Origin of the sequence: Phenylobacterium sp., from assembly GCF_041691455.1 — a bacterium.
In the GTDB taxonomy this organism is placed as follows: Bacteria; Pseudomonadota; Alphaproteobacteria; order Caulobacterales; family Caulobacteraceae; genus Phenylobacterium.
The window spans coordinates 625,857-640,572 of sequence record NZ_JBEPUO010000001.1 but is presented as its reverse complement, the minus strand read 5'-3'; the positions used below and the strand labels follow the sequence as shown (position 1 = coordinate 640,572).

11 protein-coding genes are annotated in these 14,716 nt (G+C 69.9%); 6 read left to right on the top strand and 5 right to left on the bottom strand.

The annotated features are described in order from the left end of the window. Positions 1 to 4: 4 nt before the first annotated feature. Both ACESMY_RS03390 and ACESMY_RS03385 read right to left on the bottom strand, forming a co-directional pair. Entirely contained in the window at positions 5 to 424 is a 420-nt protein-coding gene (locus ACESMY_RS03390) for a hypothetical protein (protein ID WP_372782158.1), read from the bottom strand. A gap of 34 nt (positions 425 to 458) precedes the next feature. After that, complete coding sequence (locus tag ACESMY_RS03385; RefSeq protein WP_372782156.1) at positions 459 to 1,286, bottom strand: hypothetical protein; 828 nt, start codon at positions 1,284 to 1,286, stop codon at positions 459 to 461. 106 nt (positions 1,287 to 1,392) lie between these two features. On the opposite strand from ACESMY_RS03385, the gene ACESMY_RS03380 reads away from it, so the two are divergent. Both ACESMY_RS03380 and ACESMY_RS03375 read left to right on the top strand, forming a co-directional pair. Further along, complete coding sequence (locus ACESMY_RS03380) at positions 1,393 to 1,587, top strand: hypothetical protein (protein WP_372782154.1); 195 nt, start codon at positions 1,393 to 1,395, stop codon at positions 1,585 to 1,587. A gap of 21 nt (positions 1,588 to 1,608) precedes the next feature. Further along, positions 1,609 to 2,403: a sterol desaturase family protein gene (locus ACESMY_RS03375; protein WP_372782152.1), complete on the top strand. Its 795-nt coding sequence runs from the start codon at positions 1,609 to 1,611 to the stop codon at positions 2,401 to 2,403. A gap of 9 nt (positions 2,404 to 2,412) precedes the next feature. Here ACESMY_RS03375 and putA read toward each other — a convergent pair whose 3' ends face one another. The 3 genes from putA to ACESMY_RS03360 all read right to left on the bottom strand — a co-directional run bounded on the left by putA (position 2,413) and on the right by ACESMY_RS03360 (position 9,163). Continuing rightward, positions 2,413 to 5,499: a bifunctional proline dehydrogenase/L-glutamate gamma-semialdehyde dehydrogenase PutA gene (putA, locus tag ACESMY_RS03370; RefSeq protein ID WP_372782150.1), complete on the bottom strand. Its 3,087-nt coding sequence runs from the start codon at positions 5,497 to 5,499 to the stop codon at positions 2,413 to 2,415. A gap of 139 nt (positions 5,500 to 5,638) precedes the next feature. Beyond that, a complete protein-coding gene (locus ACESMY_RS03365; protein WP_372782148.1) occupies positions 5,639 to 6,850 on the bottom strand; it encodes an OmpA family protein in 1,212 nt (403 codons plus the stop codon). 531 nt (positions 6,851 to 7,381) lie between these two features. Then, the gene (locus ACESMY_RS03360) at positions 7,382 to 9,163 is read right to left on the bottom strand and encodes a cation:proton antiporter (protein ID WP_372782146.1); all 1,782 of its coding nucleotides are present in this window, start codon (positions 9,161 to 9,163) and stop codon (positions 7,382 to 7,384) included. Positions 9,164 to 9,243: 80 nt separating this feature from the next. Between ACESMY_RS03360 and ACESMY_RS03355 the strand changes: the two genes are divergently transcribed. The 4 genes from ACESMY_RS03355 to ACESMY_RS03340 all read left to right on the top strand — a co-directional run bounded on the left by ACESMY_RS03355 (position 9,244) and on the right by ACESMY_RS03340 (position 14,632). Continuing rightward, a complete protein-coding gene (locus ACESMY_RS03355; protein ID WP_372782144.1) occupies positions 9,244 to 9,624 on the top strand; it encodes a DUF2946 domain-containing protein in 381 nt (126 codons plus the stop codon). A gap of 64 nt (positions 9,625 to 9,688) precedes the next feature. Further along, positions 9,689 to 11,977, top strand: a complete 2,289-nt coding sequence (locus ACESMY_RS03350; protein ID WP_372782142.1) for a TonB-dependent receptor — start codon at positions 9,689 to 9,691, stop codon at positions 11,975 to 11,977. Between the two features lie 7 nt (positions 11,978 to 11,984). Beyond that, on the top strand, positions 11,985 to 12,446 hold the full coding sequence (locus tag ACESMY_RS03345; RefSeq protein ID WP_372782140.1) for a copper chaperone PCu(A)C: 462 nt from the start codon (positions 11,985 to 11,987) through the stop codon (positions 12,444 to 12,446). A 101-nt stretch (positions 12,447 to 12,547) separates the two neighbouring features. Continuing rightward, positions 12,548 to 14,632 (top strand): M13 family metallopeptidase, encoded by a 2,085-nt coding sequence (locus ACESMY_RS03340; protein WP_372782138.1) that lies wholly within the window; start codon positions 12,548 to 12,550, stop codon positions 14,630 to 14,632. The last annotated feature ends 84 nt before the right edge of the window (positions 14,633 to 14,716 follow it).

Below are 14,716 nucleotides of genomic sequence, written 5' to 3'. Positions count from 1 at the left end.
GAACTCAACCTATCGGCAGCCGGCTCCAGGGCAGCGAAGGCGCCGCGCAGTCCTTCGGGTAGATCAAGACGACGTAGCCCGGCTCGTTCGCCGGACGGATGGCGGAGGTCAGGCGATAGAAGATGACATCGCTCGCCAGCGTCCAGGTCGGCGGCTCGGCCCTGAGCTCACCGCGGTAGACATAGGCGATGCGGTCCCGCCGCCGGGCGCGGCTCTTGGGGCCCAGATCGAGGGTCCCTCGCGGACCCGAAGGGAAGGCGGACATCTGGCAGGCGCCGGACCGGAAGCGCCAGCCATCCGCCACCGGCTCGATCGGGGCCCCGGTCGTCGCCGCGAGGAACCGGCCGAGCACCTCGGAACGCGGCGCGGGCGGCGCATGGTCCACCCACGCCGAGCTCACGACCACCTTCAGGGCAAGGCTCAACGCCAGGATCGCCGCCGCCGCGACGAGATAGGCTCTAATCGAAGATCTCCCGACGCACGCTGATCACCGCCCAGAGCAAGGCGTCCGCGGTGATGATCCCATTGGTCACCCCGCCGCCGACATCGCCATGGACCAGCCGGAACATCGCCATGCTCTGGGCCATCAGGGCCAGCCGCACGACGTTGATGACCACGACGGAGAGGAACAGCCCGATGAGCAGATATATCTCCGAGCGGACCGGCGCCGGCCGAAAGGTCCTGACGATCGCCACGAACAGCATGAGCGCCACGGAGGCGTTCTGAACGGAAGTGCAGGCGCCGAGGATGGACATCCCTCCTCGGGCGCCGTCGGCGAACTGCACGGTGTTGCCCTGCACTGGCGTCTGGGTAAGCAGGCTGACCAGATGAGCGTCGAGGGCCGCGATCGGGCCGACGAACAGCAGCATCGTCAGCCGGCTCCAGAGCAGCTGGACGCTGATGGCCAGCAGAATCCAGGCCGCAGCCTTCAGGGCGACGCCCCGCGTCCGGTCGAGCAGGAGGACCAAGGCCAGAGCCGTGCAGGCGAGCGCGCTGACCTGGCTGATCGGGATCAAGGCCGCCAACAGGCAGGCGCCACAGACCCACAGATCCCGGGGCCGAGGCGCCCGATCCTCCTCGATCAGCGCCAGCCGGATACAGAGCGCGAACGACAGCCAGAACGCCCAGCTGAGGCCAAGCCCGCCGACCAGCGCCGCAACCGGGCCGTGCTCGGCGAAGGCGGCGAGGACCTTTGACGCCACAGCATTGGCGATCAGGACGAAGATCGTGACGGGGAACATCTTCCCGTCGCTGAGCATCGGCGCGGTGCGGGTCACGCTAGACAAGCTTTGGGCGCCCGCGCTCGGCATTCCCAACCGTTAATGATTGATTGTCGCTCGAAGAACGGCGTGCCATGAATTCTAACGTTAGTGGGGCTGTAGGATACTTACGATGAAAAACTGGATTTCGCTGTCGACCCTGGCGCTCGCAGGATGGGCCGCCGCCTCGGCGAGCTTCGCCGGCGCCGTCACGCCGGTCGGCGCCCCGGCGCCCCTGCTCGGCGCGGGCCTGCCGGGCCTCGCCATCCTCGCCGTCACCGGCGCGGGCTATCTGGCCATCCGCCTGCGCCGCCGCGACCGGGACTAGCCGCGGCCAAGGGCAGCGCCCGTGTTGCTGGTCGGTTTCCTGATCGCCGCGGTCGCCGCCGAGGCGCTGGTTGACTGGCGTTTCGGGCGAAAGCTCTACGAGTGGCGAGACTCCGAGCTGAGCCTGGGTCTCGCGGCCGGATGGGCCCTGAGCGGCTTCTTCGTCGCCGGCCTGTCGACCCTGGTGATCGCCTTCGGCTACCGCCACCGGGTGCTGGAGCTGGGATCCCTGGTCGGCGCGCCGCTGCTGGCCATCCTGCTCGCCGACCTCTTCTATTATGCATGGCACCGCCTGAGCCACCGGTGGTCATGGCTGTGGGCCAGCCATTTCCCGCATCACACCGCCAAGCGCCTGAACATGCTGGCCGCCTTCCGCCAGGGGTGGACGGACGTCGTCTCCGGAACCTGGCTGAGTTGGATCGGCCTCGGCTTCCTCGGCTTCTCGCCGCTCCAGACGGCGCCCTATTTCGTCCTGCTGCTGATCTGGCAGACCGGCGTCCACAACGAGTGGGCGCCCAGGCTCGGCCCCCTCGAATGGGTGTTCGTGACGCCCTCGCACCATCGCGTGCACCATTCCCTGGAGGCGAGGCACATCGACCGCAATTTCGGCGGCTTCCTGATCGTCTGGGACCGGCTGTTCGGCACCTACAGCCCCGAGGGGGCCGCCATCGTCCACGACTTCGGCCTTGCGGGCTTCAACGCCGACGCTTCCAACCCCCTGGACATCGCCACGCGGGAATGGCGGCGGCTGGCGGCGCGATGGACCGGATCGCCGGCGCCGCGAGAGCCGGCCAATCCGCGGTCGACGAGAACCTAGCGGACAGTCTCAGGGATTGAGGTTGAGCAGCGCCGGGTCGCCCCCTTGGGCCGCGATGTTGACGCTGACGGCGCGCTCGACGGCATAGCGCAGCAAGGCGTTGGGGCCGCCGGCCTTGGGCCCGGTGCCGGAGAGGCCTTCCCCTCCGAACGGCTGCACGCCGACCACCGCGCCGATCATCGAGCGGTTGACGTAGGCGTTGCCGGCCGGGACAGCTGCGCGCACCTGCTCGGCGAAGGCCTCGATGCGGCTGTGCACGCCGAGCGTCAGGCCATAGCCCGCCGCGGCAAGCGGGCGGGCCGCCGCGTCGAGGTCGTTTGCGTCATAGCGCACCACATGCAGGATCGGCCCGAACACCTCCTTCTGCAGGAAGCCGGCGGAGGGGATTTCGGCCAGGACGGGCGCGAAGAAGTGCCCGCCGGCCGGCGCAGCCAGGTCGTGGATGACCTTGGCTTCACGGCCCAGGCGTTCGCGGTGGGCGGCCAGAGCCACGCGGGCGTCCTCGTCGATCACCGGGCCGATATCGGTGCGCGGATCGGCCGGGTCGCCGATCACCAGCGCGTCCATCGCCCCCGCGAGGCCCTCGATCAAGGCGTCGGCGGTGTCGTGCGGCAGGAACAGCATGCGCAGCGCCGAGCAGCGCTGGCCGGTCGAGCCGAAGGCCGACGCCAGCACGTCGTCGATCACCTGTTCGCGCAGGGCGGTGGTGTCGACGAACATGGCGTTCAGGCCGCCGGTCTCGGCGATGAACGGGACGATGGGCCCGTTGCGCGCGGCGAGCGTCCGGTTGATCGCCCAGGCGGTATCGGTGCCGCCGGTGAAGGCGACGCCGGCGCAGGACGGGTGCGCCACCAGCGCCTGGCCGACGGTCGCGCCGTCGCCGGGCAGCAGGTGCAGCAGGTTGGGGTCGAGGCCGGCGGCATGGAACAGGCGCACAGCCGCCGCGGCGATCAGCGGGGTCTGCTCGGCGGGCTTGGCCAGCACGGCGTTGCCGGCGGCGAGCGCGGCTGCGATCTGGCCGGTGAAGATCGCCAGCGGGAAGTTCCAGGGGCTGATGCAGGCGAAGACGCCGCGGCCGTGCAGGGAGAGCTGATTGGTCTCGCCCACCGGGCCGCGCAGGGTCTCCGGCGCCCCGAACTGCCGCTCGGCCAGACTGGCGTAATAGCGGCAGAAGTCGGCGGCTTCGCGTACCTCGGCGACGCCGTCGGCCAGGGTCTTGCCGGCCTCCCGCGCGCAGATCGCGATCAGCCGTTCGCGGTCGGCCTCCAGCGCATCGGCCATGGCGCGCAGCACCGGCGCGCGGCCTTCGCCGCCGAGGTCGTTCCAGCTCGGTTGGGCCTTGGCGGCGGCGGCGTAGGCGGCGTCGACCTGCGTCCCGGCGGCGTCCACCGCCTGGCCGATGGTCTTCGAGAGGTTCGAGGGCGAGACGCGCGGCGTCGAGGCGCCCTTGATCGACTTGCCGCCGATGATCGGCGCGGCGTCCAGCGGCGGCAGGGCCGCGATCGCGGCCGCCAAGGCCTCGCGCGTCGCGGCGATCGAGAGGTCCATGCCCTGGGAGTTCTTGCGGCTCGGCCCATAGAGATCGACCGGCAGCGGGATGCGCGGGTGCGGCGCGCCGCCCGAGGCCTCGATGGCGGCCATGGGGTCGGAGACGACCTTCTCGACCGGGGTGCGCTCATCCAGCAGGGCATGGACGAAGGAGGTGTTGGCGCCGTTCTCCAGCAGCCGGCGAACCAGATAGGGCAGCAGGTCCTCGTGGCTGCCGACCGGGGCGTAGACCCTGAGCGGGAACTCGCCATAGCGCTCCCGGGCGCCGGCGTAGAGCGCCTCGCCCATGCCGTGCAGGCGCTGGTATTCCGGAGACAGACCGGACTGGGTCGCCATCTGCCGGACGGCGGCCAGCGTGTGGGCGTTGTGGGTCGCGAACTGGCCATAGAGCGCCGGGGCGGCCCCAAGCAGGGCGCGCGCGCAGACCAGGTAGGACAGGTCGGTCGCGGCCTTGGTCGTATAGACCGGATAGCCCGGCAGGCCCGCGACCTGCGCCCGCTTCACCTCGCTGTCCCAATAGGCGCCCTTGACCAGCCGGACCATCAGCCGCCGGCCGGAGGCGCGCGCAATGCCGGCCACCGCTTCGATCACCTGCGGCCCGCGCTTCTGGTAGGCCTGCACCGCAAGGCCAAGACCCGTCCATTGGCCCAGCTCCGGCTCGCCCGCCAGCCGCTCCAGGATCTCCAGCGAGATCGCCAGCCGGTCGGCTTCCTCGGCGTCGAGGGTCAGGTTGATGTCCGCCTTGGCCGCGACGACCGCCAGCCGCTTGATGCGCGGATAGAGCTCGCCCCAGACCCGCTCGGGCTGGCGGGCCTCGTAGCGCGGGGAGAGCGCCGAGAGCTTCACGGAAACGCCGTGGCCGGCCTCCGGACCCTGCGCGCCCGCGTGCTTGGCCACCACCTTCAGGGCGGCGGCGTAGGCTGCTTCGTAGCGGTCGGCGTCGGCCTCGGTGCGGGCCCCCTCGCCCAGCATGTCGAAGGAGCAGACAAAGCCGTCCTGGGCGGCGCGGCGGATCGCCTTCTCGATGGTCGCGCCCAGTACGAACTGCTCGCCCATGATCTTGACCGCGGCGCCTACGGCGCGGCGGATCACTGGCTCGCCGAGCCGTCCGGCCAGCCGGCGGATGAAGCCCGGCAGGTCGGCGCCGGCCTCTTCGTCCGGGTCGATCAGCTTGCCGGTGAGCATCAGGCTCCAGGTCGAGGCGTTGACCAGGATCGAGTCGGAATTGCCGGCATGGCTCGCCCAGTCGGCCGAGGCGATCTTCTCGGCGATCAGCTTGTCGCGGGTCTCTTCGTCGGGCGTGCGCAGCAGGGCCTCGGCCAGGCACATCAGCGCCAGGCCCTCGCGGGTCGACAGACTGAACTCCTGCAGGAAGCTTTCGACGACGCCTTGGCGCCGGGCGCCGCGCCGGGCGGCGCGCACCAGGGCCGTGGCTTCGTCGAGCACCGCCTTGCGGTCCTCAGCGCTCAGCGGCCGGCTCGCGAGGGCGGCGGCCACGGCCTGCCGCTCATCCGCAAATTTTCCCAGGTCGAGCTGATCGAAAGGCATGTCTGTCCCGCGCGTTCGCCGGGACTAATGGGAAAGTCGTGCGCCGAACGCAAGGTCCGCCGGAAGCTTTCCCCAAACGCAAGGAGCCCGGCCTTTCGGCCGGGCTCCCGCTAACGTCACCGAAGCTCGGTGATCGAAATCAGAAGTTGATGTCGATCGTCGAACGGCGGTTCAGCGGTTCCTTCACACCGTCGCCGGTGGCGACCGCCGGGGCGGTTTCACCCTTCCAGTCGACCGACAGGGCGGTCTGGGCGACGCCCATTCCGACCAGGGCGTCGGCGACGGCCTTGGCGCGACGTTCCGACAGGCGGACGTTGTAGGCCGCCGAACCGGAGGTGTCGGTATGGCCGACCACGGTCACCTTGGTCGCGTGACCGGCGGCGGCGTAGTTGGCGGCTTCCTGGACCACCGACTGGGCTTCCGGCGTCAGGATGTACTGATCGAACGGGAAGTAGACGATGAACTGCTTGGCCTCATACGCGGCCGGCGGAGGCGGCGGCGGGGGAGGCGGCGGCGGAGGAGGCGGAGGCGGCGGGGGAGGCGGCGGCGGGGGGGGCGGCGGCGGCGGGGGCGGCGGCGCGAAGGAGTAGCGCAGGCCCACGGTCACCGAACTGTCGCGGTACTTGCCCGTGAACACGCCCGGTTGCAGCGCGCCGGTGCCCACCGAAGTGTAGGCCGCGTCGGAGCCGCTGAGGAAGCGGTAGGTCGCATCGACGTGCAGGCGATCCGTGGCCTTCCAGGCCAGGCCGCCGATGACTTGCCACGCAAAGGCGTTGTCGCTGTCGTCGATGTGCAGGTTCTGGATCGCGGGGTTCGCGCCGGCGACGCCGGTGATCACGCCCGTGACGTTGGAGAACTGCCCGTCGGTGGTCAGAGCCGTATGGTGGACGCCGACGCCGGCGCCGATGAACGGATCGAGGATCCAGTCAGGACCAATGTCGTAGATGACATTGCCCATGAGCGTCCAAGATTCGATCTTGCCGTTCGGCGATCCGCAATTCGGCGCGGCCGCGGTGCGGACGACGCCGGGGGTGCAGAGGCCGACGATGGCTTGGGTGGTGCCGCCGCGGACCGAATCGATGTTGCCGGGGCGATAGCCGGCTTCCAGTTCGACGCGCCAATGGTCGGTGAACTGATAGCCAAGACGGGCGAAGCCGGTCCAGTCGTCTTCCTGGTTGAAGCGCCAGGTGTATTTGATGCCGTTGGCGGCCAGGGCGGAGGAATCTGCCTTGATGCCCTCCGGCCAGTGGTAGCCGAGATCAGCGGCCCCATACCAACCGACTTGCGCAGAGGCGCCGGACGCGGCGAACACCGCCGCCATAGCGGCCCCTGCCAGGAGTTTGAACTTCATAATCAGAGCCCTCTCATTGCCCTAGGCTGCGGCCAATCGACCCAGCTTTTCTTATATCAAGGCCGACAGATTGCGTAAGTGTCACCGAAGCCACACTCGAACCTCAATCTCTCGACCCGCGAACCTTAGGTCGGACGCTATACGACTATCGCCTCAAGGATCAACGTCGTGGCCGACGTTGACTGCTTTCTTGGCGGGAAAAACTGGCGCGCCCAACACGTCATCCAGCTCATCCTCTGATTGCGCAGGTTATTGGTGGAAAAGCTAACAACCTCGCGGCCGGTTCGCCCGTTCCAGCGAGAACCTTGGAAAACCTTGTAAATTTGTCTCGGCGCCGCGGGCGCGCATCGGACGCACGAAGATGGCGTTCGGCGTGAGCCAACCGCTTTCGCATCCTAAGCCCCGTGGCGACATTTACGCCCCCATACTGACCCGCGCCCCATACGCGCTGACCTTGCAACGTAGACGGCGCCGCTTGGTTCCCCCCACAGGGCGCGGACGGACTATTTTTGGGCGCTTTTTCGGCGCCGTTCAGGCGTCGCGATTCGCCCGCCGCGCCCGCGTGCGACCGCCGAGCGCATCGGGCCGGTTCAAGGCCTTGCGGAACTCGTCGCGGCGCTCGTGGATCGAGGCGATCACCAGGCCCATCGGCACGCCGATCTCCACCAGCAGGGCTTCTGAAAGCTGCAGGCTGGCCTCGACGGTCTCGGGGACGGCGTCGGTGGCGCCCAGGTCGTAGAGCCTCTGGGCGTGGCGCGCGTCGCGGGCGCGGGCGACGATGGTCAGGTCGGGGCGCATCTCGCGCGCCACCGAGACGATGGCCTCGGCGCCGTCCGGGTCGTCCATGGTCACCACCAGCGCCGGCGCATCGGCCAGGCCGCAGCGGGCCAGGAAGTCCGGCCGCGCCGCGTCGCCGAAGAACAGGGTCTCGCCGGCCCGCCGGGCGGTCTCAACCAGCCGGGCGTCCTGCTCGACCGCCACCCAGGCGATGTCGTGGCGGCGCAGCATCTCGCCCACCAGCCGGCCGACCCGGCCATAGCCGGCGATCAGCACGCGGGGCGCAGGCGGCGCGTCGCCCTCGGCCTCGGGCAGGTCGGCCGGCGAGATCCGCCGGCCGCCGATCCGCGCGCCCAGCGCCGCCAGGAACGGGATCGAGACCATCGACAGGGTCGCGGCGACCAGCAGCGCCTCGCCGGTGGTGCGGTCGACCAGCTTCTGGTCCATCGCCTGGCCGAGGATCACGAAGGCGAACTCCCCGGCGCCGGCCAACAGCAGCGCGGCTTCCGCGGCGGCCCGGGTGCGCAGGCGGAAGAGCTTGGCCAGCCCGAACACCGCCGCGCCGTTGACCGCTGTCAGGCCCGCCGCCGCGCCCAGCACCTCCGCCGGTCGGGCGATCAGCATCGGCACGTTCAGACCGATGCCGATGGACAGGAAGAAGAGGCCGAGCAGCAGGCCCTTGAAGGGCTCGATCGTCACTTCGACCTCATGGCGGAACTCGGTCTCGGCCAGCAGCAGCCCGGCGATGAAGGCGCCCAGCGCCATGGACAGGCCGGCGAAGGCGCTGACCAGGCCCGCCCCGATCACCACCAGCAGGCAGGCGGCGACGAACAGCTCCTCGCTCTTGGCGCGGGCCACCGAGCGCAGCATCGGGCGCAGGACCAGCCGCCCCACCACCAGCAGACCGCCGATCCCCAGGACCGCCGGCGCGAACGCCAGCAGAAGGTTGGGCGATATCGCCGCGGCCCCGCCCTGCCGCCCGAGCAGGGTGAGCGTCACCAGGATCGGCGCGACGGCCAGGTCCTGGAACAGCAGCACCGAGAAGGTCGTGCGGCCGGCCAGCGAATGCTGCCGCTTCTGCTCGGCCAGGATCGGCATGACGATGGCCGTCGACGAAAGCGCCAGCGCCGCGCCGATGGCGATCGCCGCGCCCAGTGGCTGGCCGAGCGACAGCGCCGCCCCGGCGGTGACCGCGAGGCTAACGCCCACCTGCGCCGCGCCCAGGCCGAAGACGAACTTGCGCATCGCCCGCAGCCGCTCCCAGGAGAGCTCCAGGCCGATCATGAACAGCAGGAACACCACCCCGAACTCGGCGAGCTGGGCGACCTCGTCGGGATTGTCGATGGTCAGGGCCGAAAGCCAGGGCGCCCGGCCGGTCAGGCTGCCGAGGCCGAACGGGCCCAGCAGCACGCCCGCGCCGAGGAACCCCAGGATCGGCGAGAGCTTCCAGCGCCGGAACAGCGGCACGACCACGCCGGCGGTGGCCAGGAACAGGACCACGTCCTTGTAATCTTGCGGTTGGACGTGGCCGGCCATCGGGTCTCCAGATAGGGCGGCTGCGACTATGGCGCAGCCCGGCGTCTTGAGAAATCGCCGGAACGGCGTAGAGAGCGCCGATGCCGTCCGCCCGCCAGCCCACGAACGACCGAAGAGCGCTCGCCGCGCTCCTCGCGGTGTTTGCGCTCCTGGTGCAGGCGCTGATCCCCGCCGCCGCCATGGCGCGGCCGGAACCCGCGGACGGGCTCACCATCTGCGTCTCGACAGGCGTGCAGACACTCGCGGCGCACGGCCAGCCCGCGCCGCACAAGGGCTTCGCCGGCATGCCCTGCCAGGACTGCCTGGCCGCGGCCATGGCCATCGTGATCGCGCCGGAGCTGGCCGTCCGGCCCGTCGCCTACGCCGCCGAGCGCCTCGAACACGCGCCGGTCCTGAGCCTCCTCGAACCCCGCGCCCGCGCCCCACCCCGTCCGCCCGGACAGGGTCCGCCCACCGCGTGAACCGAAAGCCTATCGAGCCGCGTCCAAGGGGACGCACGCCGACGCCTGCTGTTCAGGATCTCTCATGACTTTTCGATATCGGGCGCTCCGATGCGCCCTCTTCGCGGGCGCAGCCCTTTGCGCCACGCCCGCCCTGGCCGCCGAAGACGATGACGCCGGACCTCACACGGTCTCCGGCATCGTGGTGCAGGGCGAGGCGCAGACTCAAGCCGACCAGCCGCTGTCGACGCGCACGCTCACCGCCCAGGACATCGCCACGACCGTCAACGCGACGACGGTCGAGGATGCGTTGAAATACCTGCCCAACGTCTTCGTCCGCCGCCGGCACATAGGCGACACCCAGGCGCCCATGACGACCCGCACCTCGGGCGTCGGCTCGAGCGCCCGTAGCCTGATCTACGCCGACGGCGTGCTGCTCTCGGCGCTGATCGGCAACAACAACGGAACCGCCTCGCCGCGCTGGGGTATGGTCTCGCCCGAGGAGATCGAGAAGATCGAGGTGCTCTACGGCCCCTTCTCGGCCGCCTATGCGGGCAACTCCATCGGGGCGGTGGTCAACATCACCACCCGCACGCCGCAGACCTTCGAGGCCGATGCGCGCACCAGCGCGGGCGTGCAGGGCTTCAAGGACTACGCGACCAAGGACAGCTATCCGACCTGGGAAGCGGCCGGCGGGCTCGGCGACCGGCTTGGGCCATTCGCCTGGCGTCTCAGCGTCAGCCATCTGGACACCCACGGCCAGCCGCTCAGCTTCATGACCGCGCTGCGCCCCGCTGCGCCGGGCGCGGCCGGGATTCCGGTCAGCGGCGCCATCGCCGACCGCAACCGGATCGGCCAGGCCATCGCGGTGCTGGGCGCGGGCGGCATCGAGGACCAGCGTCAGGACAACGCCAAGCTGAAGCTCGAGTGGGAGATCAACCCGAAGCTCACCGCCGGCTACCTGGTGGGCTATTTCGGCAACCGCGACGACGCTCACGCCGAGACCTATCTTCGCGACGCCTCGGGCGCCCCGGTCTACGCCGGGTCGCTGAACATCGGCGGCTTCACCTACGCCATCCCGGCCTCGACCTTCGCCAGCGGTGTCTATCACCTGGAGGAGCGGCACTGGATGCAGGCGCTGACCCTGCGCGGGGAGCCGACCGCAAACCTGCGCTGGGAAGCCATCGCCACGGCCTATGACTTCGGCGTCGACGAGCAGCGGACGCCCACGACCGCCCTGCCCGCCGCGCTCAACGGCGGCGCGGGGACGATCCTCGACCTCTCCGGGACCGGCTGGCGGACCCTCGACGCCAAGGCGGTCTGGACCCCGGCCGGCGCCCACGCCGTGACCCTGGGCGTCCACACCGACCGCTACGAACTCGGCAACGACCGCTACAACACCGCCGACTGGATCTCCGGGGCCCGCGGCGCGCTGGCGGCCTCCTCACGCGGCAAGACCGAGACCGACGCGGTATTCCTGGAGGATCAGGTTCGGCTGTCGCCGCAGGCCACCCTGACGCTGGGCGTGCGCCAGGAGCACTGGCGGGCCTTCGACGGGCTCAATTTCTCGCTCGCGCCGGCCAGTTCGGTGAGCCAGCCCAGCCGCTCGGCCGACCGCGCCTCGCCCAAGGCCGTGCTGGCCTGGACACCGGCCCCCGCCTGGCGGGTCAGCGCCTCGCTGGGCGAGGCCTACCGCTTCCCGACCGTGAGCGAGCTCTACCAGGCGGTGACGGTCCAGACCCAGGTCCTCGTCCCCAATCCGAACCTCGCGCCGGAGCGGGCGGTCTCCAGCGAACTGTCGGTCGAACGGTCCTGGTCCAAGGCGCGCCTGCGGCTCTCGGGCTTCACCGAGGACGTCTCCGACGCGCTGATTTCCCAGACCGCCTTGACGCCGGTCGGGTCCACCAGCTTCGTCCAGAACGTCGACCACGTCCGCTCGCGTGGCGTCGAGGCCATCGCCGAAGCCCAGGACGTGCTGATCCGGGGCCTCGACTTTTCCGCCAGCCTGACCTGGGTGGACTCGAAGATCGCCCGCGATACCGCGCTTCCGGCGGCCAACGGCAAACGCACGCCGCAGGTCCCCCGCCTGCGCTGGACCGCGGTGGCGACCTGGCGCGCCAACGACAAGCTGACGCTGACCGCGGCAGCCCGCTACAGCGACCGGGTCTTCGGCACGATCGACAACACCGACGTCATCGGCCACACCTTCCAGGGCTTTGAGGGCTATTTCGTCGTCGACGCGCGGGCGACCTATAGGATCGACCGCCATTGGTCCGCCGCGATCGGGATCGATAACCTGACCGACAGCGACTACTTCGTCTTCCACCCGTTCCCGCAGCGCTCGGCGCTGGCGGAACTCCGCTACGTCTATTGAGGCTCCGATGAGACCCTTCCCCATCATCGTGGCCGCCGCGGCCTTCGCCCTGCCGGCCGCCGCCGCTCCCGCCGCCGGGACCCTGGAGGTGCTGCAGCCCTGGAGCCGGCCGGCGGTCGCGGGGACCAACGGCGTCGGCTACATGGTGCTCGCCAACCACGGGCGCACGCCCGACCTCCTGGAGAAGGTCGAAAGCCCGCTGGCGGCCCGCATCGAAATGCACTCGACGTCCATGGCGGGCGGCGTGATGTCGATGAAGACGGAGGTCAAGGTCGCGGTCCCGGCCGGCGGCCGGACCACCTTCGGTCCCGGCGCCTATCACCTCATGCTGATCGGACTGACCCGGACGCTGAAGGCCGGCGACCAGATCCCGGCGACGCTCAGCTTCGCGAGCGGGGCCAGGATCAAGGTCGCCTTCGCGGTGAGCTCCGGCCTGGGCCCGCCCGCCATGGGCGCGATGAAGCCCTGAGACGTCACAATCGGTCGCGGTTTCTGACGAAAATGTAACACCCGGAGGCCGCCCGCACGGCGCATGGTCTCGCCACCTCAACCTTTCGAAAGCTTCCCAAGATGAAGACCTATTGGCTGGGCGCCGCCGCGGTGGCCGCCCTCCTGGGCGCCGGTCCCGCACCTGCGCAACCCAAGGCCGCGCAGCCCAAGGCCGCGGCCGTCGCACCCGCCGCCGTACCCGACCTATCCAAGGCGCCCCGCATGGGGACCTGGGGCTTCGACCTCTCCGGCCGCGACGCGGCGACCACGCCGGCGCAGGACTTCTACCAATACGCCAACGGCGGCTACCTCAAGACGCTCGACATCCCCGCCGACCGCTCGCGCTACGGAGCCTTCGACAGCCTGAACGAGCTCTCGCAGGCCCGCATGCACGCGGTGGTCGACAAGGCGGCCGCCGACAAGGCCGCGACCGGCGAGCGGGGCCAGGTTGGCAGCCTCTACCGGGCCTTCATGGATGAGGCCAAGGTCGAGAAACTCGGCAAGGCGCCGATGGCCAAGGACCTCGCCGCGATCCGCGCCGAGAAGACCCGCGCCGACATCGCCCGGGGCATGGGCGTCTCGGTCCATGCCTTCGGCGGCAGCGTCTTCTCGGCCCAAGTGCAGGCCAACGCCAAGGATCCCGACCACTACATCGTCTACCTCGGCCAGGCGGGGCTCGGCCTTCCCGACCGGGACTACTACCTCGAGGCCAGCTTCGTGCCGCAGAAGGCCAAGTACGAAACCTATGTCGCCAGGGTCTTGACGCTGGCCGGCTGGCCGCGGCCCGCGGTCAACGCCAAGGCGATCGTCGCCATGGAGACCGAGATCGCCAAGGTCTCCTGGTCGCCGGCCGAACAGCGCGACGACAACGCCATGTACAACCCCTACCCCGCCGCCAAGGTCGGTGAGCTGGCGCCTGGCTTCGACTGGGCCGCGTTCATGGCCGGCGCCGGCCTGACCAAGGCCGACCAGGTGGTGGTGCAGGAAAAGACCGCCTTCCCGAAGATCGCGGCGATCTTCGCCAAGACGCCGATCGAGACCCTGAAGGCCTGGCAGGCCTTCACCCTCGCCGACCAGGCCGCGCCCTATCTCTCAAAGACCTTCGACCAGGCGCACTACGACTTCCGCAGCGCCGTCCTCAACGGCACCAAAGCCCAGCAGCCCCGCTGGAAGCGCGGCGTGGTGCTGGTCGACGGCCAGGTCGGCGAGGCGCTCGGCAAGATCTATGTCCAGGCCTACTTCCCGGCCGAGAGCAAGGCCAAGATGGTGGCCCTGGTCGGCGACATCCGCACCGCCATGAAGGGTCGCATCGAAAAGCTCGACTGGATGAGCCCGGCGACCAAGGCCAAGGCCCAGGAGAAACTGGCGGCCGTCAGCGTGAAGATCGCCTACCCCGACAAGTGGCGCGACTACTCCGGCCTGGAGATCAAGGACGCCGACCTCTACGGCGACGTGAAGCGGTCGATCGACTTCGACTGGAACTTCCGGGTCGGACGGCTCGCCGGGCCGGTGGACAAGTCCGAGTGGGGCATGACGCCGCCGACCATCAACGCCTACTACAATCCCGTCGGCAACGAGATCGTCTTCCCCGCGGCCATCCTGCAGCCGCCGTTCTTCGATCCGGCCGGCGACATGGCGGTCAACTATGGGGGCGTCGGCGCGGTGATCGGCCACGAGCTGACCCACGGCTTCGACGACTCAGGGCGCCGCTACGACGCCTCGGGCCGACTCACCGACTGGTGGACAGCGGAAGACGCCGCCAAATTCCAGGCCGAGGCGGTCAAGCTCGGCAAGCAATACGCCGCCTTCGAGGTGCTGCCGGGCGCCAAGATCAACGGCGACCTGACCATGGGCGAGAACATCGCCGACCTGGGCGGCCTGCTGCTGGCGCTCGACGCCTACCACACCTCCTTGCACGGACAGCCGGCGCCGATCGTCGACGGCCTGACCGGCGACCAGCGGGTGTTCATGGGCTGGGCCCAGGTCTGGCGCGCCCGCACGCGGGACGACGCCATGCGCCGCCAGCTGGTCTCCGACCCCCATTCGCCGGAGCGGGCGCGGGTCGACGTGCCGATGCGCAACATCGACGCCTTCTATACGGCCTTCGGCCTGAAGGCGGGCGACAGCATGTACGTCGCTCCGGAGCAGCGGGTCCGGATCTGGTGAGATTTTGACGATTCCGTCAAAACTGGCTTGAGAGCAAAAATTTGGCCCGCTGCGGGGGATAATCGCAGCGGGCCTTATTTGAGC

What these genes read in the sequence shown, in the direction of transcription:
- ACESMY_RS03380 (WP_372782154.1), top strand. Translation starts at nt 1,393, where the DNA reads ATGAAAAACTGGATTTCGCTGTCGACCCTGGCGCTCGCAGGATGGGCC.
- putA (WP_372782150.1), bottom strand. Translation starts at nt 5,499, where the DNA reads ATGCCTTTCGATCAGCTCGACCTGGGAAAATTTGCGGATGAGCGGCAG.
- ACESMY_RS03365 (WP_372782148.1), bottom strand. Translation starts at nt 6,850, where the DNA reads ATGAAGTTCAAACTCCTGGCAGGGGCCGCTATGGCGGCGGTGTTCGCC.
- ACESMY_RS03360 (WP_372782146.1), bottom strand. Translation starts at nt 9,163, where the DNA reads ATGGCCGGCCACGTCCAACCGCAAGATTACAAGGACGTGGTCCTGTTC.
- ACESMY_RS03355 (WP_372782144.1), top strand. Translation starts at nt 9,244, where the DNA reads ATGCCGTCCGCCCGCCAGCCCACGAACGACCGAAGAGCGCTCGCCGCG.
- ACESMY_RS03350 (WP_372782142.1), top strand. Translation starts at nt 9,689, where the DNA reads ATGACTTTTCGATATCGGGCGCTCCGATGCGCCCTCTTCGCGGGCGCA.
- ACESMY_RS03345 (WP_372782140.1), top strand. Translation starts at nt 11,985, where the DNA reads ATGAGACCCTTCCCCATCATCGTGGCCGCCGCGGCCTTCGCCCTGCCG.
- ACESMY_RS03340 (WP_372782138.1), top strand. Translation starts at nt 12,548, where the DNA reads ATGAAGACCTATTGGCTGGGCGCCGCCGCGGTGGCCGCCCTCCTGGGC.